At 46.8% G+C, this 21747-nt stretch carries 25 protein-coding genes and 1 riboswitch; of the genes, 1 reads left to right on the forward strand and 24 read right to left on the reverse strand.

The window, feature by feature from the left end:
- Nucleotides 1-26: 26 nt before the first annotated feature.
- From resA to ACUN27_RS23125, 19 genes are all read right to left on the reverse strand, one after another.
- Nucleotides 27-560 carry a thiol-disulfide oxidoreductase ResA gene (resA, locus tag ACUN27_RS23035; protein WP_445559639.1) on the reverse strand — a complete coding sequence of 178 codons (534 nt, stop codon included), beginning with the start codon at nt 558-560 and terminating at the stop codon, nt 27-29.
- Nucleotides 561-646: 86 nt separating this feature from the next.
- Nucleotides 647-1393, reverse strand: a complete 747-nt coding sequence (locus ACUN27_RS23040) for a pseudouridine synthase (protein ID WP_127451187.1) — start codon at nt 1391-1393, stop codon at nt 647-649.
- A gap of 61 nt (nt 1394-1454) precedes the next feature.
- The gene (locus ACUN27_RS23045; protein ID WP_127451186.1) at nt 1455-1988 is read right to left on the reverse strand and encodes a spore maturation protein; all 534 of its coding nucleotides are present in this window, start codon (nt 1986-1988) and stop codon (nt 1455-1457) included.
- A gap of 6 nt (nt 1989-1994) precedes the next feature.
- Nucleotides 1995-2594 carry a nucleoside recognition domain-containing protein gene (locus ACUN27_RS23050; protein WP_127451185.1) on the reverse strand — a complete coding sequence of 200 codons (600 nt, stop codon included), beginning with the start codon at nt 2592-2594 and terminating at the stop codon, nt 1995-1997.
- A 24-nt stretch (nt 2595-2618) separates the two neighbouring features.
- Nucleotides 2619-3812: a D-alanyl-D-alanine carboxypeptidase family protein gene (locus ACUN27_RS23055; RefSeq protein WP_326063873.1), complete on the reverse strand. Its 1194-nt coding sequence runs from the start codon at nt 3810-3812 to the stop codon at nt 2619-2621.
- Nucleotides 3813-3967: 155 nt separating this feature from the next.
- The gene (ytfJ, locus tag ACUN27_RS23060; RefSeq protein WP_315949206.1) at nt 3968-4462 is read right to left on the reverse strand and encodes a GerW family sporulation protein; all 495 of its coding nucleotides are present in this window, start codon (nt 4460-4462) and stop codon (nt 3968-3970) included.
- 116 nt (nt 4463-4578) lie between these two features.
- Nucleotides 4579-5280 (reverse strand): DUF2953 domain-containing protein, encoded by a 702-nt coding sequence (locus ACUN27_RS23065; protein WP_315949204.1) that lies wholly within the window; start codon nt 5278-5280, stop codon nt 4579-4581.
- A gap of 100 nt (nt 5281-5380) precedes the next feature.
- Nucleotides 5381-5983: an SMC-Scp complex subunit ScpB gene (gene scpB, locus ACUN27_RS23070; protein ID WP_315950364.1), complete on the reverse strand. Its 603-nt coding sequence runs from the start codon at nt 5981-5983 to the stop codon at nt 5381-5383.
- Nucleotides 5967-6758 carry a segregation and condensation protein A gene (locus ACUN27_RS23075; protein ID WP_315949202.1) on the reverse strand — a complete coding sequence of 264 codons (792 nt, stop codon included), beginning with the start codon at nt 6756-6758 and terminating at the stop codon, nt 5967-5969. Before ACUN27_RS23075 ends, scpB begins: the two co-directional genes overlap by 17 nt.
- Nucleotides 6759-6773: 15 nt before the next feature.
- Nucleotides 6774-7412: a site-2 protease family protein gene (locus ACUN27_RS23080; protein WP_315949201.1), complete on the reverse strand. Its 639-nt coding sequence runs from the start codon at nt 7410-7412 to the stop codon at nt 6774-6776.
- A complete protein-coding gene (ribH, locus tag ACUN27_RS23085) occupies nt 7412-7882 on the reverse strand; it encodes a 6,7-dimethyl-8-ribityllumazine synthase (protein WP_315949200.1) in 471 nt (156 codons plus the stop codon). Before ribH ends, ACUN27_RS23080 begins: the two co-directional genes overlap by 1 nt.
- A gap of 49 nt (nt 7883-7931) precedes the next feature.
- The gene (locus tag ACUN27_RS23090; protein WP_445559640.1) at nt 7932-9158 is read right to left on the reverse strand and encodes a bifunctional 3,4-dihydroxy-2-butanone-4-phosphate synthase/GTP cyclohydrolase II; all 1227 of its coding nucleotides are present in this window, start codon (nt 9156-9158) and stop codon (nt 7932-7934) included.
- Nucleotides 9159-9201: 43 nt separating this feature from the next.
- Entirely contained in the window at nt 9202-9873 is a 672-nt protein-coding gene (gene ribE, locus ACUN27_RS23095) for a riboflavin synthase (protein WP_315949196.1), read from the reverse strand.
- Between the two features lie 16 nt (nt 9874-9889).
- Complete coding sequence (gene ribD, locus ACUN27_RS23100) at nt 9890-10999, reverse strand: bifunctional diaminohydroxyphosphoribosylaminopyrimidine deaminase/5-amino-6-(5-phosphoribosylamino)uracil reductase RibD (protein WP_315949195.1); 1110 nt, start codon at nt 10997-10999, stop codon at nt 9890-9892.
- A 234-nt stretch (nt 11000-11233) separates the two neighbouring features.
- Nucleotides 11234-11415: riboswitch (FMN riboswitch) on the reverse strand.
- A gap of 470 nt (nt 11416-11885) precedes the next feature.
- Nucleotides 11886-12317, reverse strand: coding sequence for a peptidylprolyl isomerase (locus tag ACUN27_RS23105; protein ID WP_167053691.1), 432 nt, complete (start codon nt 12315-12317; stop codon nt 11886-11888).
- A gap of 180 nt (nt 12318-12497) precedes the next feature.
- Nucleotides 12498-13829: a diaminopimelate decarboxylase gene (gene lysA, locus ACUN27_RS23110; RefSeq protein WP_315949192.1), complete on the reverse strand. Its 1332-nt coding sequence runs from the start codon at nt 13827-13829 to the stop codon at nt 12498-12500.
- 165 nt (nt 13830-13994) lie between these two features.
- Nucleotides 13995-15614, reverse strand: a complete 1620-nt coding sequence (locus ACUN27_RS23115) for a spore germination protein (protein WP_445559641.1) — start codon at nt 15612-15614, stop codon at nt 13995-13997.
- A 22-nt stretch (nt 15615-15636) separates the two neighbouring features.
- Nucleotides 15637-16056, reverse strand: a complete 420-nt coding sequence (locus ACUN27_RS23120) for a stage V sporulation protein AB (RefSeq protein WP_315949189.1) — start codon at nt 16054-16056, stop codon at nt 15637-15639.
- On the reverse strand, nt 16053-16688 hold the full coding sequence (locus tag ACUN27_RS23125; protein WP_315949188.1) for a stage V sporulation protein AA: 636 nt from the start codon (nt 16686-16688) through the stop codon (nt 16053-16055). The genes ACUN27_RS23120 and ACUN27_RS23125 overlap by 4 nt, the downstream gene beginning before the upstream one ends.
- A 177-nt stretch (nt 16689-16865) precedes the next feature.
- On the opposite strand from ACUN27_RS23125, the gene ACUN27_RS23130 reads away from it, so the two are divergent.
- Complete coding sequence (locus tag ACUN27_RS23130; RefSeq protein WP_315949186.1) at nt 16866-17075, forward strand: DUF378 domain-containing protein; 210 nt, start codon at nt 16866-16868, stop codon at nt 17073-17075.
- A 97-nt stretch (nt 17076-17172) separates the two neighbouring features.
- Here the strand turns inward: ACUN27_RS23130 and ACUN27_RS23135 are convergent, their stop codons facing one another.
- From ACUN27_RS23135 to ACUN27_RS23155, 5 genes are all read right to left on the reverse strand, one after another.
- Nucleotides 17173-18603, reverse strand: coding sequence for a SulP family inorganic anion transporter (locus ACUN27_RS23135; RefSeq protein ID WP_445559642.1), 1431 nt, complete (start codon nt 18601-18603; stop codon nt 17173-17175).
- Nucleotides 18604-18770: 167 nt separating this feature from the next.
- Nucleotides 18771-19526, reverse strand: a complete 756-nt coding sequence (gene sigF / locus ACUN27_RS23140) for an RNA polymerase sporulation sigma factor SigF (protein WP_029192952.1) — start codon at nt 19524-19526, stop codon at nt 18771-18773.
- A gap of 11 nt (nt 19527-19537) precedes the next feature.
- Nucleotides 19538-19984 carry an anti-sigma F factor gene (gene spoIIAB, locus ACUN27_RS23145; RefSeq protein WP_127458239.1) on the reverse strand — a complete coding sequence of 149 codons (447 nt, stop codon included), beginning with the start codon at nt 19982-19984 and terminating at the stop codon, nt 19538-19540.
- Nucleotides 19981-20334, reverse strand: coding sequence for an anti-sigma F factor antagonist (gene spoIIAA / locus ACUN27_RS23150; RefSeq protein WP_127458238.1), 354 nt, complete (start codon nt 20332-20334; stop codon nt 19981-19983). Before spoIIAA ends, spoIIAB begins: the two co-directional genes overlap by 4 nt.
- 167 nt (nt 20335-20501) lie before the next feature.
- Nucleotides 20502-21680 (reverse strand): D-alanyl-D-alanine carboxypeptidase family protein, encoded by a 1179-nt coding sequence (locus ACUN27_RS23155; RefSeq protein ID WP_418936974.1) that lies wholly within the window; start codon nt 21678-21680, stop codon nt 20502-20504.
- Nucleotides 21681-21747 lie beyond the last annotated feature (67 nt).

A 21747-nucleotide genomic window follows, 5' to 3' on the forward strand; every position in this document is an offset into this window, starting at 1 on the left:
CTGAAAACTCTAAGCATTCACTTCTATTAAGACTTAACGGCAAGCTTCGAAAGCGTTTCATCGACAAAAGCTTCGGTCATTTGCCCAATTTTTTTGACGGCTACTTTGCCGTCTGCGCCGATAAAGAAGGTCGTCGGATAGTCCATTACGCCATACTGCTTGCGTACAACTTCCTTCGCATCCAGCAGCACAGGCATATTCAAGTTATACTGATCCATGAAACCTTGAACGGTCACTTTGTTTTTGTCGACATTGACTTCCAAGAAAATAACGCCTTCTTTGTTCCATTTGTCATACTGCTTTTGCAGAGCAGGCATTTCTTCTTTACATGGCGGACAAAAAGTACCCCAGAAATTAATTAAAACCGGCTTTCCCTTGTATTCCGATAGCTCATGCGTCTTGCCATCTAAGCCGACTAATGAGAAGTTCGTCGCTTTGTCGCCAACTTGGGGATATTTTTTACTATCAGAAGCCGACAAATTCGTAATAATGGTAAACACGCCAATAATAAGCACGATCGCAAAGATCCCGATCTGTACCCATTTCTTTCTTGCACCCACGATTAATCACCTTCACTTTTTCTTTAGCTATGTTAGATTTTTCACATAGGGTAATACCTTTATTATAACGAAAAGAAGGCCAATTCTTATTGGCCTTTTTGAACGTTATGTGTCTTGAGAGCCTCGTTCCTAAGCTCTTCAACCTCTTTGGGCGTCAAGTGGCGAAACTTCGCTCTTGGCAGCCCTGTAAGAAAGATTGGACCGAATTTAATCCGTTTCAATCGAATCACCGGGAAGGAAATCGCTTCGAACATCCGTCTCACTTGCCGATTCCTGCCTTCGTAGATCGTTATCTGAATGACGGACTCATTCTTCTCTAAATTCACATCCGCATACTCAACCTCAGCCGGCGCTGTCATCCCGTCTTCTAACTGTATGCCCGTTTTTAGCTTGTCTAATAACGTCCCGTGCGGCACTCCTTTGACAGTTGCTTGATACGTCTTCGGCACATGATGTTTAGGATGCGTGAGCAGATGAGCAAATTCCCCGTCATTGGTTAAAATGAGCAAGCCTTCCGTATCATAATCCAATCGTCCGACTGGATACACGCGTTCTTTTATGCCTGGCAAGAAGTCTGTAACCACTTTACGTCCCTCAGGGTCCGTCGCGCTTGTAATGACACCCTTCGGTTTATGTAATATCACATAAATCTTCTTTTGTTGGCCGATAGCTCTTCCATCGACTCTAATTTCATCCTCAGCCGGGTTCACCTTAACGCCAAGCGTCGTGACAACTTCACCGTTCACTTGTACACGCCCCGCAGTGATGATTTCTTCACATTTCCGGCGGGATGCGACCCCCGCTTCGGCTAATACCTTTTGCAGTCTTTCCATTATCCGCTTTCACCTCAAGCTAATGATAACGGAGTTGACTGCAAATCACAAGAGCGCCGGTTCAGCTAAACACTAAATAACAGATGACAATCGATGCAACAAAGCCGACAATGTCTGAAATAAGCCCGACCTTCAAGGCATATCCTGCCTTACGAATGCCAATCGCTCCAAAATACACGGTAATTACATACAGGGTTGTATCCGTGCTGCCTTGAACGGTAGAAGCAATTCGGCCAATCATCGAATCCGGACCAAATTGCTCGATCAAATCGGTCGTAAAAGCGAGCGAACCAGCTCCTGTGATCGGTCGTAGAATCGCCAGCGGCAGCACTTCGGTAGGAACTCCGATGCTTTCAAAGAATGGCCGCATCCAGCCGATTAACAAATCCATCGCCCCCGAAGCACGGAAGACGGAAATGGCGACCATCATACCGACTAGATGCGGAATGATTTTAATCGCCGTATCAAAGCCCTCTTTGGCGCCATCAACGAACGATTCATAGACAGGCACCTTACGATAGGCCGCATATAAAGGGATGAACACGATCATGATGGGAATAGCCCATGCCGAGATGAGCGAAACGAAGGCATACATGCGGAATCATCCTTTCAGCGGAGGGATGGGTGAGCGAGACCTTCGGTACCATCGGTCCACAAAAATAGCAACAGCCGTCGAGATTATCGTAGCAATCAGCGTCGTACCCACGATCTCTGCAGGATTGACGGAATTGTAATTCATACGTATGGCAATTAACGTTGTAGGAATTAACGTGATGCTTGACGTATTCAGCGCAAGCAGCGTACACATGGCTGTACTTGCCGTATCTTTATCAGCATTCAACTTTTGCAGCTCTTGCATGGCTTTAATCCCCATTGGCGTTGCCGCATTGCCCAGACCTAAAATGTTAGCGCTCATATTCGACATGATATAACCGATAGCCGGATGGTTTTTGGGGACGCTTGGAAACAAAAATCGCACCGCAGGCTGCAATAATCTGGCAAGCTTGCTCAGAAGACCGGCATCCTCGGCAATTCGCATCATCCCCATCCAAAAAACAAGCACACTAATGAGTCCGAAGCAGACCGTCACACCACTCTTCGCGCCGTCGAAAGCAGCTTGCGTAACGGCTTCAACATTTCCATTCAAAGCAGCAACAACGAAGCCGATGACGATAAAAAACAACCAAATCCAATTCACCATATCGATGGCCTCCTTGTGAGCCCTCTAGTCCGCCCACTCTGATCTAGAGATTGAAAACAACTCCTGAATTAACATCCGGCAAATTAAGCTATAATGGGTGAGCAGCGTTTCTTGATATGGCTTACTCTCTTGAAAAGAGAACGTGGACTGGCTCTGCGCTTGTAATAATGGACTCGCTTTATCGTATAGCGGCACTGATTGAATCAGTTGCTGCTGCAATGAAAACTGTATGCTCCCCCGCTCAGCCAACCGGTATGCCGTGGAAGAAGGGTCGACCAGTTTCACTTGATGCGTCAACTGAGCCGCTTCGCCTTCCGCTAGCGGGTAAGAGAACGTTCTACCTGCTACCCATGGCGTTCCTTCAACGGCATCGCCTTTGTTGACGATCGTCTGCAGCGGATAATATGTAAAACCGTATTGCAGCAGCCTTGCATGATCGGCCCAATCATCGCCATCATTAAGCGTGACGACGGCGAGTTGTTGGCCGTTCCTGGTCGCTGAAGAAACAAGGCAGCGTTTAGCAAGCTTCGTATACCCTGTTTTCACACCGTCAGCTCCTTCAAAAAGAGAGAGCATCTTGTTTTTGTTCAACCACGAATAATCCCAAGCTTCGTTCGGGTTTGGTACCTTTTTCAGCTTAGTCGAAACAATTTCCTTGAACACCGGATTCTTGAGCGCATAAGCCGTAAGCTTGGCCATATCGTTAGGACTGGAACGGTGCCCTTCGCCTTCATCAAGTCCGGATGGATTCGTAAAATGCGAATGATCCATGCCAAGAGAACGCGCTTTCTCGTTCATCAGATAGACGAAGCCTTCCACGCTTCCGCCTACATATTCGGCAATGGCCGTAGCTGCGTCATTCCCCGAGCGCAGCATCAAGCCATACAGCATATCATGTAGTCTCATCTCTTCGCCCAGCTTCAGGTAAATGGATGAGCCCTCTTTGCCGAAAGCTGTTTTGCTAACCTTTACTTTATCATTCAACTTCCCTTGTTCAATCGCGATAATGGCTGTCATAATTTTGGTCAAGGAGGCAATCCGCATAGGCGTGTCCCCTTTTTCACTATAAAGGATGCGTCCAGACTCCACGTCAATGAGCGAGGCACCAACCGCATTGGTACGAATGCCTGGCGGCGCTGCTTCCACTTGCGCCCAAGGTGCGAGCAATAGACTGATCAATGCGCTGCATAAGATGATGAACCCGACTCTTTTCTTCATCGTTATCCCCCTACTTACCAAATAGACAAGACAAAAACTTTGTACAAGTATATGCTTATGAAATGGGGATATGTCCAAGTCCTGTTAATTACAAAAGGCGGCGTTTGTGACAAAAAAAAAAGCTGTCACAGAGGACAGCCCAGACGAACCGATTCTTATACGATGAAATTTTGATTCTCGATATTCGTTACGTTGTTGGCGCCGTTGGTTCCGACTGTGCCCGCTTTCGTGTTAAAGCCCTTGACCATGCTTTGAATACGATCTACAACCTGCGGCGCAGAATCTATGAGGCGTTCCAGAATATGCGTTTGGTTGTCGAGAGGAACAACTTTAACGCCATTTTTGCCAACAACGAGGAAGGCAATTGGTGTAATCGAGACCCCACCGCCGCTGCCTCCTCCGAATGGAAGGGCAACCTTCGCGTTCAGCGCATCGCTTTTGCCCATCGATCCGCCTTCAATCTCAATTTCGGAATCGGTCACGAACTCGCTGCCGCCTGCTGCAAATCCGAAACCGACTTTGGATATCGGCATAATGACACTGCCATCCGGGGTTTCAACAGGGTCTCCGACAATCGTGTTAACGTCGACCATTTCCTTGATATTTTCCATGGCGACTTTCATGAGTCCTTGAATCGGGTGTTCTGACATGATAATATTCCTCCTTAGCGTTTTTCGCCATTAAAAACTGGCATCGGAAGCTTAAGTGTCTAAGACCAATATTGGTTCTTTTTTAGAGTACCCTTAGAGGAATATCGTTATGTACATCACGAAGCTGTTTTAAATCTTGACCTTGCTTTCAGAGCCAACTGAATCCAGGTGCGTAGGCCGCCTTTTACTTTAGCAGCCCTGACCATCAGCCTGACGCCTGCAAAAACCATATGCCAGACGCGGATTCGGGCGGCGACCCGTACTTCCGTTGAGAAGTGTTTCTCATTAAATTGCGGAATCACGTCTACCCGCGGCGTTGCCCTCACCTGAACATAGCGCATTATAAAGCCTAAGAGCGACGATTTAATCCCCCAGATGGCTCCCGTCGTAATAGCGGTTTCCGGAGCATCTCCCACACCGACGCGCGTTACCCATTTTAACTCCGTACACTCAACTCTTGCTAAAGTCTGCTTCGTCCAATCATACAAATTAAGCGTATGAACAAGCAAATCTTTGGTTTCTTTATAAAATTGAATTACTTTGTCCTTCGTAATGTGATCCTTGCTCTCATCTTTCAGCTTTGCATATGTTTTATTCACAATTTCCGATTTAACCAGGATCCCTTTCGTGAATCCCTTGAACTGGATGATGGGGATGACATAGCGATAACGGATTAATCCAAATAAAGCACGCATCTCCACAGTAAGTGTGTCATTATCTTTCACTCTGGAGAAATAGAACTCTCCCCGAATGAAACTGAGCAGCACAATGATAATGGCAAGGATGACGATTAGAAGCACGAATCCTACCCACAACAACCCCATTCTCCCCCTTAACAAAAAAACTCCACAGCCGGAAGATATCTTCTGGCAAGTAGAGTTAGTATGAGCTAATTTAGGAAATGAAATGCATTTACCGTTACTCGGTTTCCTCCGAAACATCCTCGAGTGTAATCTGCTTCTGATCCCCGCCCATCCGATCAAACAACATGCGAGTTTCTTCTTCCAGATCAAATTCCCCTTGGAAGCTGCCTGAATCCGGTAGTTCCTGGATGGAGCTGAGCCCGAAATATTCAAGAAATTGTTTGGATGTGCCATACAAGATCGGTTTCCCTACCGCATCAGCGCGTCCGACTTCCAATATGAGATCTTTACCTACAAGTGTAGCCAAAGCGCGATCACATTTCACGCCGCGTATCTCTTCGATTTCTACTCTGGTAATGGGTTGTTTATAAGCAACAATGGATAAGGTCTCAAGTGCAGCTTGCGATAAGGATGAACGTGATGGTGTATAAGCCAGTCGCTCAAAATATGGCGCATGCTCAGCCAAAGTCGTTAACTGGTAAGCACCGGCTACCTCAACGATCTGGACTCCCCTTCCCTTGCGTTTAAATTCCGTGCGCATATCCTTAAGCAAGTCGCGAACAATGTACAAATCAAGCTCCATGACCTCAGCTATTTGTTTGGCATCCAATCCCTCGTCACCAGAGGCAAAGAGGAGTCCCTCAATAATCGATTTCATCTGTGGAAAACTGAGTGTCAATGTCTGAAACCTCCTCTTTGGCTTGAATCACGATATCTTCAAATAATTGATATTGATAACATACGACTTTTTTCATTTTCATCAATTCAAGAATGGCCAAAAACGTGACGACGATCTCTTCTCGAGTCATTTCATAATCGAATAATTTCGAGAAAAGCAGTTTGCCGCCTTTCACTTTTAGCAAATCTATAACCTCTCTAATCCGTTCTTTGACGGAAATTTCGTCTCTTCGAATTCTAGTAACAATATTACGGTTCACAAGCTTGCGAAGCGTACGCTGAAAAGCGAATAGCAAATCAGCAACGTCCAACCCTTCAACAGGGTTCTCCTGCACATGCGGCAGGAATGGCGTCAAGTCCTCAGGCTCACGGGTATACACCAGGCTCCGCTCTACTTCTTTATCTCTAAGCATATCTGCGATAGACTTGTACTTTCTGTACTCAATAAGTTTAGCGACCAACTCTGCACGAGGATCAAGCTCGTCTTCCATATCATCAAAATATTCGTCAAATTCAATAACAGGCGGCTTAGGCAGCAGCATTTTGCTTTTGATTGAGAGAAGTGTAGCGGCCATCACTAGAAACTCACTTGTAATCTCCAACTCCAGCTCTTGCATGGCTTGTACATAAGCTAAATACTGATCTGTAATTTCTTTGACAGGAATATTATAAATGTCGAGTTCATTTTTATCGATAAGATGAAGCAAAAGATCAAGGGGGCCTTCAAAAGCTTCTAACTTATAGGTAACTTTCATGTCATCTCCCCCTTGTCATAGTGAAAATATATTCATAACAAACTGTGCGGCAAACGGATAAATACGTTCCAGCGCCCATTGGCCGATAGGTGTAATCATCAAAACAATGACAAGAAAAAGTGCATAAAGCTGATTGCGGTCCATCCATCTTTGATTTTTCGAAGGAATAAGGCCTTTAAGGATATACCAACCATCTAGCGGATAAAGCGGTAATATATGTATAAGACAAATCATGAGATTGACAATGACGCCGTACTGCAAATAGACTCGCCATTGTTCCACGGTGATCGACTCGGATGCTCCTCCGAAAAAGGCAGGAAGAAAGAAGTAGAGCCACCAGAAAAACAAAGCGAGCAGCAAATTGGTAAAAGGACCTGCTGCATACACAATTGTAAGATAAAGTTTTGGCTTTTTAAACTGCATAGCCTCTACCGGCATTTTCTTCGACCAGCCGTATGGACCAAAAACAATCATCGCCAACCCCAAGGCATCTAAGTGTACCAAGGGGTTAAGCGATAAGCGTTTGCTGTCCCGGGCTGTCCGGTCACCGAGCAGCCAAGCAACTCCTGCATGTGCAGCATCATGGAGCGTCATAGCAATCAGGAAAGCGAGCAGCCTGGGAAGCAGTGATTCCAGATGATAATAAGAAAGCATTAGGAAGTGAATTGTTTCGTCAAGTTGGCCATCTCAATTGCCGTTACTGCCGCTTCCCAACCTTTGTTGCCTGCTTTCGTTCCCGCGCGTTCAACAGCTTGCTCGATGGAATCTGTCGTTAAAACACCAAAGATTGTTGGAATGCCTGTTTTCAAGTTAATGGCAGATACACCTTTTGCAACTTCACTGCACACATAATCAAAGTGAGGCGTTGAACCACGAATGACAGCGCCGAGGGTAATAACAGCATCATATTTCCCGCTCTCCGCCATTTTTTGAGCAATAAGCGGAAGTTCGAACGCGCCCGGTACCCAAGCAATATCCACTTCACTATCTTGCACGCCATGGCGTTTCAAAGCATCCTGCGCGCCGCCAAGCAATTTGGAAGTAATAAATTCATTGAAACGACCTACGACAATACCATATTTCAAATTCTGCGATACTAAATGTCCTTCATAAATTGTAGCCATGATTAAATTCTCCTTTTCTATATAAAAACCGTTATTTGAAGTGGAAAGATCAGATCCCGCTGCCGGAATCATGGAAGCTCAGCATGTGGCCTAGCTTTTGTTTTTTGGTCCGCAAATAATTTACGTTATCCTCTTTGCTTGCCATTTGAATCGGAACGCGTTCAACGACCTCGAGGCCGTAGCCTTCCAAACCCTTAATTTTGCGAGGGTTGTTCGTTAACAAGCGAAGCTGCGTAATGCCAAGATCTTTCAAGATTTGCGCGCCAATGCCATAATCACGAAGATCTGGAGCGAATCCAAGCTTAATATTCGCTTCTACAGTGTCTAATCCCTGCTCTTGCAAAGCATAAGCTTTTAATTTGTTGATCAGACCGATGCCGCGACCTTCCTGTCGCATATATAATAATACACCATTGCCCTCTTCATCAATCTGTTTTAATGCAGCATCGAGTTGAGGACCGCAATCGCAGCGATGTGAATGGAAAACATCGCCAGTTAAACACTCGGAATGCACACGAACCAGCGTTGGTTTGGAAGGATCAATTGTTCCTTTGACAAGGGCAACATGCTCTTTGTTATCCAGTTGATTCGTATAGGCGATTGCTTTAAAAGTGCCGAAATGCGTAGGCAGCTTAATTTCAACTTCACGCTCAACCAATTTCTCCTGTTGATTGCGATAGTGAATCAAATCTTGAATCGTAATGATGCACAACTCATGTTTCTTAGCGATTTCCATCAGGTCTGGAACCCGAGCCATCGTTCCGTCTTCCTTGATGACTTCACAAATGACTGCGGCAGGATAGGAGCCGCATAAAACAGCCAAATCAACCGCTGCTTCTGTATGTCCGGCTCTGCGAAGTACGCCGCCTTTTTTGGCGATTAACGGGAAAATATGACCTGGTCTCCGGAAATCCTGCGGTTTCGTATCCGGATCGATCAAGCCCATAACCGTTCTTGAACGCTCATGTGCGGAAATCCCCGTACTCGTCTCAACATGGTCTACAGAAACGGTAAAGGCAGTGCCATGATAATCGGTATTTCTAGCGACCATCGGCGGCAAGTCAAGCTCTTTCGCCCGTTCTTCCGTAATCGGCGTGCAAACTAGCCCGCGGCCTTCTTTGATCATGAAATTAATCACTTCCGGGGTCGTTTTATCCGCCAGTGCAATAAAATCCCCTTCGTTCTCGCGATCTTCGTCATCCACAGCGATAATTACTTTCCCTAAACTGAGATCTTTCAGTGCCTCTTCGATCGTGCTGAATTTTATTTCTGTCATATTCACCTCTCCTAACCGAACTATCTTTGTAAGCTAATTACCCTTACATAAAGCCATGATCCGCCAGAAAGCTTGCTGATAGCGTACTTTGCTTTTTACCGTTACCCGCTGAGGCATCAGCAGGACCGAACTTTAGCAGTCGTTCCATATATTTGCCCAGAACATCGCATTCCATGTTAATAGTATCTCCTGCTTTTTTATCATGCAGAACGGTTTGAGCCAGTGTATGCGGAATAATGGAAACCGCCAGATCGCGTTCTGTGACATCGACAACCGTAAGGGAGATCCCGTCAATGGTGATCGAGCCGCCAGCTATAATATATCGGAAAATGTGTTTATCCTCCGGTTCGAACCGATAAACAACCGCATTTTCTTCTGGAATCCGCGAAATAATCGTTGCTGTTGAATCTACATGTCCTTGCACAATGTGACCGCCGAAACGGCCGTTCGCCGCCATCGCTCGCTCCAAATTCACGCGCGTTCCGGCTTGCAGCTTGCGCAAATTCGTCTTGCGGTAAGTTTCCGGCATCACGTCTACGGAGAAAGATTCGTTGTCAAACGAAATGACCGTCAGACAAACGCCATTCACCGAAATGCTGTCTCCTAGATGAACATCCTCAAGGATCTTTCTTGCGCCAATCGTTAATACCATAGCTTGACCTACGCTATGAATGCGGCGCATGTGGCCGATTTCTTCAATAATGCCGGTAAACATGACAGCCCTCCATTCGTTAGCTCTTAAAAACCGGATACCCGGTTAGGCATACATCCGGTCCGAACTGCTCGACCTTTAACCGGTCGAGCGTAATTGCGTCATCCATCTTCGCGAAGCCTTCGAAGCTGATGTTCATAGGTGCTGCTTGCCCGCCGCCGATAATTTTCGGCGCAAACATCAGCACCAGCTTATCCAGCAGGCGCCGCTCCAGCATGGCGCCACTAAGCTTACCTCCACCCTCGAGGAGGATGGAGCCGATCTCTCGCTCGCCGAGCTGCTTCATGGCGAGCGTCAGATCCACCTGCGGGCCGTCTCCGCAGGTGAGGACCGTGATGCCGCGCGCTTCCAGCGCGGCACGCCGCTCTGCGGGCGCCTGTGCGGTGGCGAGCAGGATCGTCGGCTGACGATCCTGCTCGGTGAGCACCTGGGCGCCCAGCGGGACTCGCAAGCGCGAGTCCGCGACAATCCGTACCGGCTGTACAGCCGGTACGTCGCCGCGCGCGCTTAAGCGCGGGTCGTCGGCGATGACGGTGTCGACGCCGACCATGATCCCCTGATGCCGATGGCGCAGGGTATGCACGAATGCGCGCGATGCAGGCGACGTAATCCATTTGCTGTCGCCTGTTTTCGAGGCAATGCGGCCGTCGAGCGTGCTCGCTGTTTTCATCGTCACGAAAGGCATACGCGTGACGATGTATTTATTGAAAGCCTCGTTCATGGCCGAGGCTTCCTCTCCCAGCAGCCCGACGGACACGTCTATGCCATGGGCACGCAGTTTGGCGATTCCCGTGCCCGCAACCTGCGGGTTCGGGTCGGTACCCGCAACGACAACGCGCGCAACACCGGCCTCAATGAGACGGTCGCTGCAAGGCGGCGTTTTGCCGAAGTGGCTGCACGGTTCAAGTGTGACATACGCCGTGCTGCCCTTGGCTTCCTCGCCAGCCATCTGCAAAGCAAGAACCTCAGCATGGCCATGTCCGCGCTTCAGATGCGCTCCCATCCCCACGATACGCCCGTCTTTTACCAGAACGCATCCAACAACCGGATTAATCCCTGTTTGGCCAAGAGCACTCTCAGCCATTTGCAGAGCGAGCCTCATATAAGCTTCATCATTCAAGACATGCATGTGTGTTCACTGCCTTTCCAAGCTATTTTGAAATAGAATGCAAAAAGACCCCTCCGCATATCGGATAGGGGCCAGAGATTGTTTAGGTAACACGAAGAAGCTTCATCCATCCACACTTGCTGCATTTTTGATCAAATCAAACAAGCACGACGTATCCATGCCAAAGCATAGACCTGCCGAATTTTTGTTCTCGTGAAAAAATGTACAAGTATGCATAGCGAATCTAATGTTCGCGTATTCCTTCTCCCATCCAGACTATACTGTCGGTCCCGGATTCTCACCGGGTCAGCCGTAGCGAAGCTGTATGTCAGGTACCGCTAGCTTCAAAACGGGTCACGGACTAATCGAAAGCAGCCAAACCAGCCTGCTATCAAATCACCGCCGGTGTGGAATTTCACCACGCCCCGAAGGTTTGCACACATATGAAAAGTAACTTATGAAAAATTTATCACTCACTCATCGAAAAAGCAAGGTCTATTTTACCTCGCCCTACAAAAACCGACTCTTTTTGCGCCGCCTCAACCCGATTCCGCCTATGTTAACCTAATGTTCCCTCCCTTCTGAATGGAAAATACTGGCATCGCGTGCGCAAGTTCTGCCTTCATTTAACGGACCTCACAGCCGCTATTCCCGTTAAATCAGCATTTCTCAGCTCTAACGGACTCCAGAGTCGTTATCGGGTCAATTCACGGCCATTTTTATCGCAATGATCGTAAATAGCGGCTCTCGTGTCCGTTAAATTTTCATAGAGCCTTATTTCTGTGAAATATGGTCATCTCTGTCCGTTAGCTTACGTCCCGCAGCTCCCGTTGAAGCACCATACTGCAGCTCCCTCTAATAAAAAAACCTGCTGACGATTGTCAGCAGGCTCTTCGATGTTTTCGTATTAAACTTCTACAACTTCTACTTTTTCCATCAAGTCTCTGCCTTTGAAAGCATCAACTAGTTCCATACCTTTGGACACTTTACCGAATACAGTATGTTGTCCATCAAGGTGAGGCTGTGGTTGGTAAGCGATGTAGAATTGGCTTCCACCTGTGTTTCTGCCTGCATGAGCCATAGCCAAGGAGCCGCGCTCATGTTTGTTCGGGTTGATTTCACAGTTGATTTGGTAGCCTGGGCCACCAGTTCCTGTGCCGGATGGACAACCGCCTTGTGCCACGAATCCTGGGATTACGCGATGAAAAACAAGTCCGTTGTAGAAACCGGAGTTTGCTAATTTTTCAAAATTGGCAACGGTATTAGGCGCGTCTTTTTCGAAAAGATCGATTAGAACTTCGCCACCGCCTGCTAGTTTAATTTTTGCTTGTTTGGCCATTGTGGTCCACTCCTTTAGACAATAATATCTTATTCTACTATGAAAAGATGCATTTCACAAATTTGCCTTTTCAGTTGAGTATAGAAAGCTAGTTCCCGCAAGCCAAAAAAACTATCCCTCAAGTCCTGAAGAACTGAGGGATAGCCCTTACTCAGCCTGGAAATCCAGCTGTATGCTATGTTAAACCGTTTTGCTCACTTGTTTCATTCTTGCTGGAATTAGATCGTTCCCGACAATATTGTCGAACGTCTCGCGCTTCACGACGAGATCGCTTTGCCCCTCGCTCACAAAAACTACGCCTGGACGGCGAATCCGATTGTAATTACTTGCCATCGCATAGTTATATGCGCCTGTGCAAGAGACGGCAAGCACATCGCCCGAGTTCACTTTCGGGAGGTTCACGTCCCAGATCAGCATATCTCCGCTCTCACAGCATTTGCCTGCAATCGATACGAGCTCGGTTGGCTCTTCGGTTGCGCGGTTCGCCAGCATAGCTTCATACACGGCCTCATACAAGGCTGGGCGCGGGTTATCCGTCATTCCGCCATCGACAGATACATATTTACGAACGCCAGGAATATCTTTCGCCGTTCCAACGGTGTACAAAGTTGTTCCTGCATCTCCAACGATGCTGCGGCCCGGCTCCACCCAGATTTCGGGAAGCGGATATTCGTTGCGTCCGAAATTGTCTTTAATCGCATCCGTAATAGCTTTCACATAGACGGACACAGGAAGCGGAGTATCTTCGTTCACATAACGGATACCGAAGCCTCCGCCAAGGTTAATGACTTTGAACGTTACGTCAATTTCTTGACGAACTTGAACGGCAAAGCTGGCCATTTTCTCGGCAGCCATGCGGAAGCCTTCCACTTCAAAAATTTGCGAACCGATATGAGAATGAATACCGAGCAGTTCCAAATGGCTCAGCTTGGAAGCCTCTTCCACCGCGCGGAATGCGGAACCGTTGCCTAGATCGAAACCGAACTTGGAATCCGTTTGGCCTGTGGAAATATATTCATGTGTATGTGCCTCAACACCAGGTGTGATGCGCAGTAAAATCTTCACTTTTTGACGTTTCTCACCGGCAATGGCGTTCAGCATTTGAAGCTCGATAAAATTATCTACAACGAAACAGCCGATTTTCGCATCAATCGCCATCTCGATCTCGTCAATTGTTTTGTTGTTGCCGTGGAAATGAATCCGCTCTGCCGGGAACCCGGCTTGAAGAGCCGTATACAGCTCGCCGTCCGATACAACATCGAGGGACATGCCTTCTTCTTCAACAATGCGGCACATCGCCATCACACAGAAAGCTTTGCTCGCATAAGCCACTTGGAATTTGAGACCGGACGCTTTGAAAGCATCTACAAACTCGCGGCAACGTTCACGCACAAGAGCTTCATCAAACACATATAAAGGTGTCCCATATTCAGCAACCAGCTTCGTTGCGTCGACACCACCGATTTCAAGGTGACCTTGACCGTTAATTTTACTTGTACCATGCAAATACATAGCTTCATTTCCCCCTCACCCTGAACCTGCTGCTGCTCATATTTCGCTCAAACGGCCGAATGCGCATTACTATTTAAATTAACATAGGAAAAGCGCATTTGACAATATCCTTGCTACCCTAAATCGTAAAAAGGACAAGATGAATGCTCTTGTCCTTTTAGTTTATTACGATTTGGGTTGACGTGTGCCGTCAATCGGTTTTGTAAGGCTTAGCCGCGTTTTGGCTGCCAGTACAGGACGGCGAAGAAGAATCGCAAAGAAGCTTTTCGCATTGAAAGGAATGAGCGGCCACATGTAAGGGGCATTGAAGGACTTTCTTGTAGCCAGCCAGAGCAGCCACAACGTCGATCCAACAACAAAACCCGGGACATGGAAGATAGCCACGGCAATGAGCAGTCCTAGCCGTATGATCCGGTTAGCAAGCCCTAGTTCATAGCTTGGTGTAGCAAACATCCCAATGGAGGCAAGAGCCAGATACAGGATCACTTCATTAATGAATAAACCTGTCTTAACGGCTATATCCCCCACCAGAATGGCTGCTACCAAGCCCATGGCGGTGGCGAGCGGAGACGGGGTATGCACCGCGGCCATCCGCATCAGATCGATCCCAATATCGGCGATTAGGAATTGAACTAGCAGCGGCAGTGTCCCCTCTTTCTGCGGCCCAAGAAACTCAAGTCCGGCAGGTTTTAAAGAAGGATCCATCACCATCATAAACCAAAGCGGAAGCAGGAAAATGGAAGACATAATACCGGCGAACCGCACCCACCTTAAATAAGTGCCGATAAATGGCGTTTGTCTATATTCTTCTGCATGCTGCACATGATGAAAGAAGGTCGTTGGCAATATCATAACGCTTGGGGACGTATCTACAAACAAACACACATGTCCTTCCATCAAATGCGCGGACACAACATCGGGGCGCTCTGAGTAACGCACCATCGGATACGGGTTCCAGCCTTTATTAACGATAGCTTCCTCCAGCTGCTTTTCGCCAAGGGGGAGACCATCCAACTTCACTTCGCTAATTTTCTCTTTAATCGCATCGACCAAATCCGCATTCGCAATATCGTTGATATAACCGATGCAGACATCCGTTTTCGTTCGTTTGCCAATTTGCATAATCTCCAGTTTCAACCGCTCATCGCGCACTCTTCGTCTAACGAGTGTTACGTTCAATAATAAGGTTTCGACAAAACCATCCCTTGAGCCTCTGACAACCCGCTCCAAATCCGGCTCGCCGATGGATCGAACGGGATAGCTCTTAACGTCGATGGCGATGGCTGCCGTTTCTCCTTCAATGAAGAGTGCGGTTCCACCCATGAGCACCTGCCCTACGATTTCGGACATTTTTTTGTAGGACTTGACTTGATTATGAGGGATTAGATAATCCATGAAAGATTCGACCGTGTGGTGGTTAACACTTTTTTCACCGGCATAGGAAAGGCGTGTCAGAATATCGGATAAAACTGTATCCTTGACGAACCCGTTACAGTAGAAGATCCCTACTCTTTTGGACCCGAAAACCATTTCCCTAAGCACAAGATCAAAGCTGCGATTGAGGCCAACGCGCTCCTCCAGAACTCGTTTTACATCCTCTAAGTTATCCGGAATGTCCTCCTGAATTTTCAACTCTTTTTCTTCAGGCGTCATATTCGTGATTGGATTATACTCGGATAAATTCCCTTCCTCATCAATCGCCAGTTTATCTAAATTTTCTTTTGATTCGTTCACATTATCGTGTTCATGTTCATGGTCATTCCCTGTTTTGACGATCACTTTCATGTCCGTGCGCCTCCTTCATTCCTTAATAAAACAACCACTCAAACAAGGATCCAAACACTTTGCCGAATATCATCGCCATCAGCAGCAAAATCATATAGGAACCCATACCCACTCTCTTGGCAAGAATCGGCAGCACATTAATAATTTCAGTAAGCGCAGCTGCTAACATCCCTACAAAACAGCCGGCAAATAGTCCCACGAGCGAAGCGCTTATTGGAAATAGCTGCACCTTCATATCGCTAAAATCCACCCAAGTAAACAAAAGGGAACCTAACACAACCGCAGCTTCATAGGCACGTATTTTTGAGAATGTTCGTGTGATCTGCGCCAACCTCGGAATAATGTCCAGAACGACAAGGAAGGCCACCATGCCGCTGCCCACGGCAATTCCTCCCGCTAAACCGATAAAAGCAATCAGAAGGACTTCTCCAAGGAGAGTCATCCCTTCGACTCCCCTTCCTCATGAATTTTCATATACTCTTCGGTGATCACATAATGGTTTATATTCTCCTGATACATGAACATTTCGACTTCTAGCGGACTTGGTTCCTCATTAAATTTCTTTTTAAACAAATGGTTGAAGAAGATCACCATCCCGACACCTATGCCGAGGGAATACGGAATTTGCAGAATGAGCGGATGCTCTACCTTTTTACCCGTCATCAGCTCGTAGATCCTCTGGTGAACCTCCAGCATGGAGACATCGGCATGGAAATTCATGATGGCTAGCCCTGAACCGATGAACAGCAGCAGCCATACCAATCCGATGAGTACTGGGCTTGCTTTTTTATTATCAGAAAAAATCTCAAGGAGCACATGAGGTTCCCCAAAATGCTCAATTTGCAGCTCCGGGTGCCGCTCTTTCACTTTTCGCACAATCAGCATCATATCAATCAGGACGCGGTTGCCATCCTCCTGCTGCGGCTTATGAATAATCAGCTCGTTCAAGGCTGTTTCATAGTCAGGTTCCACAATAATTTGCGCGATATGCCGCAACTTTACGACACTTCCTTTGCGAACACTCGCTTTACGCCTGAGCCGGATATACAGGTATGGAGCTCCAGTCTTAGCCATGGTCTCACTCCCTTCAATACTTACGGGTATCATCCATGTATAGGAGTAGTATGCAAAATGTTTCCTACCCATAATCACCCGCTTCAATGGTAAATTCTCCAGGAATAAAGCCCTCCCCGTATTGGCATAGTAAGAAATGAATAACGATAACTTATTCCATACAAAGAAGGTGATAACATGGCAAAAGTAGCGTTAACACTAGTGATTATTGGTGCGCTGAATTGGCTTTTAGTTGGGCTCTTCGAATGGGATTTAGTTTCAGCTATATTTGGTGGGGATTCACATCGGGAATCTTCGGTTTTAAGTCGCATCATCTATACCATCGTCGGCTTATGCGGAATTTACTGCGTAAGATTCTATTCCGACAACAGACATTCTGCACGATAGGCGTATAAGTGAACAAAAGAAAGCCGCCATACCCAGTGGATCAACGGGTAAAAAGCGGCTCTTTTTCATTTCTATAAAAGTAGCGATTACAACATATTTAGCTTGCTTGTTTCACCAAAAGCTTACTTTCCTCATTCAATCCAATGCAAATCACCGTTTTGCCCAGCTGCTCATACTTTGCAATGGTTTTAGCGATAGCCGTAACAGCGGAGTGATCCCAGACGTGAGAGCTGCTAAAATCAATCGTAATTGTCTCAGGGTCGTTTCGATAATCGAATAAATCAATAAAGTAAGTCATTGTGCCAAAAAATAACTGGCCGGAAACACGATATATTTTGGCTCCATTAGCGTCTATTGAGGTAAAGGCTTTAATCTTTGCCGATCTCCAACCAAAAATGAGAGCACTTAACGTAACCCCGGACAAGACCCCAATGGCTAAGTTGGACGTTGCAACAACGATGGCGACAGTGATCACCATGACTAACGCGTCGCTTCTTGGAATTTTGGCTATGGTTCTCAGGGATTTCCAATCGAAAGTGCCTATGGAGACCATGAACATGACCCCGACCAATGCCCCCATCGGAATTTGTTTCACGACATTACCAATCACCATGATCAAAAATAGCAAAAACACGCCGGATACAAAGGTGGATAGACGGGACCTTCCTCCTGATTTCACATTAATCACCGTTTGACCGATCATCGCACAACCTGCCATTCCGCCAAAAAAACCGGAAAACACATTGGCGATCCCTTGCCCACGAACTTCTTTGTTTTTATCGCTTTTTGTCTCCGTCATTTCGTCCACGATCGTAGCCGTCATCAAGGATTCTGTAATACCAACCACCGCCAAAGCCAAGGAAATCGGTAGAATCACCCCGATCGCTTGCAGTGACAGATGGAAATCAGGTATATGGAAAAACGGCAGTGTCTGCGTGATTTCCCCCATATCTCCTACTGTGCGCACATCCAGATGCAAATTGATCGAAATGATGGTCATCACAATAATCGCGACTAACGCAGAAGGGACGGCTTTGGTAATCCGCGGCAGTCCGTACACGATGACCAAGGTACCTGCGACCATAGCGTACATCTGCCAATTGGCACCTGCAAAACTAGGGAGCTGAGCCATGAAAATAATAATGGCAAGGGCATTTACAAACCCGATAACAACAGAATGCGGAATGAAGGTGATAAATTTACCGAACTTAAACACACCCATGAGGTATTGAATGATCCCCGTTAAAATGCTGGCGGCGAATAGATATTCAATGCCATACTTCGCTACCAAAGGCCCCATTAGAGAGGCCATCGCGCCTGTTGCTGCGGAAATCATCCCCATCCGGCCACCGGTGAATGAGATCACTATCGCAATGATAAATGAAGCGTACAAGCCAACCATCGGGTCTACCCCAGCTAAAATGGAAAAAGCAATCGCTTCGGGGATTAATGCCAAAGCCACTGTTATCCCTGATAAAACATCCTTTCGTACATTAAATAACCACGAATCCTTCCATTTCCCGTACAACTAGATTCACTCCTCGACTGATACAAGCATTGATGATAATTTCTCGCTTTCAGAAAAATCCGTACCGATATTGGCAGTACTTATTATACATAAATCTTGCAAATGTCTCTACGCACAAAAAATAACCGTCCTCCTGATGGAGAACGGTTATTTCATGGTTAACACCGTTATTGCGCAATCTGATCTTTGATTGATTGCAAAATCTTCTTTTCCAATCGCGATACTTGCACTTGGGATATACCCAGTCTGCTAGCGACCTCCGACTGTGTTTGATCCCTGAAATAGCGGAGGTAGACAATGAGCCGCTCCCGCTCGGAGAGCGTCCCTATAGCTTCGTTAAGCGCAAGCTTCTCGAACCACTTCTCTCCGCTTTCGTCGGAGATTTGATCCATTAACGTAATGGGATCACCGTCGTTTTCAAAAACGGTCTCATGAATCGATGAAAGCGGCTTATTCGCTTCTTGCGCGAAAACAACTTCCTCCGCCGTGATCATAAGCTCTTCTGCCACCTCTTTAATCGTAGGAAGCCTGCCAAGCCTTTTCGATAACTCGTCCTTCGTCTTGCGAATCTTATTAGCCAGTTCTTTGAGCGAACGGCTAACCTTGAGTGTTCCGTCATCCCGAAGGAAGCGCTGAATTTCGCCGATAATCATCGGCACCGCATAGGTTGAAAACTTCACATCATAGGACAGATCGAATTTATCAACGGACTTGAGCAGTCCGATGCAACCGATCTGGAACAAATCTTCGGCTTCGTATCCCCGGTTCAAAAAGCGTTGAACCACAGACCAGACCAAGCGGATATTGCAGCTGACGAGTGTTTCTCTGGCGAGTCCATCTCCGGATTGGCTGAGGGCGATTAACCGTTTGACTTCCGAATCGTCTAAATAACTGTGAGAAGCATGCTTCAGATCGACATCCATAGATCAAACCCCTAATTGTATAAAGCTTTTTTAGATTCAATTCGCTTCAACATGTTTATTTTGGTTCCGATTCCGACGGCCGTCACAACTTCCACTTCGTCCATGAAATTTTCCATAATCGTGAATCCCATACCGGAACGTTCGAGTTCTGGCTTGGATGTGTAGAGTGGCTGTTTCGCTTGTTCCAAATCATCTATGCCTGAGCCCTGATCCTCAATCGTAATTCGAACTACGTCATCCTCAATTTTCGTTGTAATGGTAATGACACCATCCGGTTTATTGTTATACCCATGAATAATCGAATTCGTCACAGCTTCTGAAACCACCGTTTTGATGTCGGTTAGTTCATTCAAGGTTGGATCCAATTGTGAAACGAAAGCAGCAACAGCGACACGTGCAAAGGCCTCATTCTCTGAACGGCTGGCAAACTGCAGCGTCATAAAATTGTGCTCACTCATAGTGCAACCTCCAAACTGGACATTGCATTACGTTCGTTATCCTGAATTGATACGATCTTGAACATTCCGGAGAGCTCGAACAAGCGATAGACAGCAGGCGAAACATCACATACGACCATCTTGCCGCCTTTACTCGTGATTTGCTTATAGCGACCGAGAATGACGCCTAGACCTGAACTGTCCATGAACGTAAGATCTTTCAAACTCAGGATCAAGTGATGCGTATGCTCTTTGGCAATCGCTTCCTCCATCCTGGCTTTGACGACATCGGCAGTATGGTGGTCCAGCTCGCCTTTCAATCTAACAATCAGCGCTCTTCGGCCTTGCTCGAATTCAATTTGCAGGCTCAACCTGTTCACTCCCCTCAGCTGAGAGACTTTGAGCTACACTCAAAGATCTCTATATAAGTCTTGAAACTTAAGTTTCTACAACTGAGTTGGGAACTCCTGCCACCCCGACAAAACTAGAAGAAAAGCGCTAAAACTAGAAGAAAAGCCTGATTATTCGCGAAATCTCATCAATTATCTGTATGGAACATGTGCGAGGTCGTCCGCTTGAACAGCTTCCACCAAGATGCTTTATCCACGGCTACAGGTGACTCAAGAGGGTATTCGGTCAGCACATTATCCCCGCTGTATACGACAATTTTACCAATCGGTTGCCCCATCGCAATTGGCGCTCGCAAGTTTGGCTCCAACTGCAGCTCATGTCGAATGTTATCTGTTGCCGTGCCCTTTTTCATTAAAATACTGTAATTTTGCTTCGCAACTAACGGCACTGTCGAAACCTGCCCTTTGTTTACAGTAAAATTCCCCAGGCTATCGCCTGATTTGAATAAAGGATAGTTGGTATATTGGGCAAAAGCGTAATCAAACAGCTTCGTGACCTCCGCATTTCGCGTTTTGGTGTTCGGTTCTCCGAGCACGACAGCCACGACACGCAAATTATCCCGTTTGGCCGTTGCAGATAAACAAAATTTCGCTTCGCTGGTGTAGCCGGTTTTGAGGCCGTCTGCGCCGCTATAGAAACGTACAAGCTTGTTCGTATTTACCAACCAGAACGGGTTTGGTGATTCTTTCCGCAGATAATCCTGGTAAGCTCCGGTAAATTTCGTTATCCCTTCATGCTTAAGCAGTTCTCTGGACATGACAGCAATATCATTGGCTGTTGTATAGTGATTGGCGACTGGCAGCCCGTTGCAGTTTGAAAAATGGGTATTTTTCATGCCAAGCTGCTGCGCGCGTTCGTTCATCATTTGCACAAAATTTTCTTCGGATCCTGCGATTTTCTCGGCCATCGCCACCGAGGCATCGTTGCCGGAAGCCATCGCAATGCCCTTCAACATTTCTTGAACCGTCATTTCTTCGCCTGGCTCCAAGAAGATTTGTGAACCTCCCATAGAAGCTGCGTATTCACTGACCCGGACTTTCTCATCCATTTTAATATTGCCTTTGTCAATAGCTTCCATGATGAGAAGCATCGTCATGATTTTCGTAATACTAGCTGGCGGAAGTTTGGTGTCTTTGTTTTTCTCCGCAATGACTGTGCCCGTGTCTGCATCCATCAATACCGCGGATTGCGCGTTCGGCGTTAAATCGACCGTAGGCGCTTTTTTCTCTTCCGCAAAAGCAACCGGTAAGATCAGCATCACACATAACTGTAAACAGATTAAACTTATTAGCCCTTTTTTTCGCATAGCCTTTGTACCCCTCCTGTGAGATTATGAAGTGAAAACCAGACGCTTGCAGCTTGAATGACTGCTA

Source organism: Paenibacillus sp. WC2504, from assembly GCF_052682475.1.

Bases quoted from the DNA above. Each gene is read 5' to 3' on its own strand.
- ACUN27_RS23040 (WP_127451187.1), bottom strand. From the start codon at position 1,393: ATGGAAAGACTGCAAAAGGTATTAGCCGAAGCGGGGGTCGCATCCCGC.
- ACUN27_RS23045 (WP_127451186.1), bottom strand. From the start codon at position 1,988: ATGTATGCCTTCGTTTCGCTCATCTCGGCATGGGCTATTCCCATCATG.
- ACUN27_RS23050 (WP_127451185.1), bottom strand. From the start codon at position 2,594: ATGGTGAATTGGATTTGGTTGTTTTTTATCGTCATCGGCTTCGTTGTT.
- ACUN27_RS23055 (WP_326063873.1), bottom strand. From the start codon at position 3,812: ATGAAGAAAAGAGTCGGGTTCATCATCTTATGCAGCGCATTGATCAGT.
- ytfJ (WP_315949206.1), bottom strand. From the start codon at position 4,462: ATGTCAGAACACCCGATTCAAGGACTCATGAAAGTCGCCATGGAAAAT.
- scpB (WP_315950364.1), bottom strand. From the start codon at position 5,983: ATGAAATCGATTATTGAGGGACTCCTCTTTGCCTCTGGTGACGAGGGA.
- ACUN27_RS23075 (WP_315949202.1), bottom strand. From the start codon at position 6,758: ATGAAAGTTACCTATAAGTTAGAAGCTTTTGAAGGCCCCCTTGATCTT.
- ACUN27_RS23080 (WP_315949201.1), bottom strand. From the start codon at position 7,412: ATGCTTTCTTATTATCATCTGGAATCACTGCTTCCCAGGCTGCTCGCT.
- ribH (WP_315949200.1), bottom strand. From the start codon at position 7,882: ATGGCTACAATTTATGAAGGACATTTAGTATCGCAGAATTTGAAATAT.
- ACUN27_RS23090 (WP_445559640.1), bottom strand. From the start codon at position 9,158: ATGACAGAAATAAAATTCAGCACGATCGAAGAGGCACTGAAAGATCTC.
- ribE (WP_315949196.1), bottom strand. From the start codon at position 9,873: ATGTTTACCGGCATTATTGAAGAAATCGGCCACATGCGCCGCATTCAT.
- ribD (WP_315949195.1), bottom strand. From the start codon at position 10,999: ATGCATGTCTTGAATGATGAAGCTTATATGAGGCTCGCTCTGCAAATG.
- ACUN27_RS23105 (WP_167053691.1), bottom strand. From the start codon at position 12,317: ATGGCCAAACAAGCAAAAATTAAACTAGCAGGCGGTGGCGAAGTTCTA.
- lysA (WP_315949192.1), bottom strand. From the start codon at position 13,829: ATGTATTTGCATGGTACAAGTAAAATTAACGGTCAAGGTCACCTTGAA.
- ACUN27_RS23115 (WP_445559641.1), bottom strand. From the start codon at position 15,614: ATGAAAGTGATCGTCAAAACAGGGAATGACCATGAACATGAACACGAT.
- ACUN27_RS23120 (WP_315949189.1), bottom strand. From the start codon at position 16,056: ATGACTCTCCTTGGAGAAGTCCTTCTGATTGCTTTTATCGGTTTAGCG.
- ACUN27_RS23125 (WP_315949188.1), bottom strand. From the start codon at position 16,688: ATGGCTAAGACTGGAGCTCCATACCTGTATATCCGGCTCAGGCGTAAA.
- ACUN27_RS23130 (WP_315949186.1), top strand. From the start codon at position 16,866: ATGGCAAAAGTAGCGTTAACACTAGTGATTATTGGTGCGCTGAATTGG.
- sigF (WP_029192952.1), bottom strand. From the start codon at position 19,526: ATGGATGTCGATCTGAAGCATGCTTCTCACAGTTATTTAGACGATTCG.
- spoIIAB (WP_127458239.1), bottom strand. From the start codon at position 19,984: ATGAGTGAGCACAATTTTATGACGCTGCAGTTTGCCAGCCGTTCAGAG.
- ACUN27_RS23155 (WP_418936974.1), bottom strand. From the start codon at position 21,680: ATGCGAAAAAAAGGGCTAATAAGTTTAATCTGTTTACAGTTATGTGTG.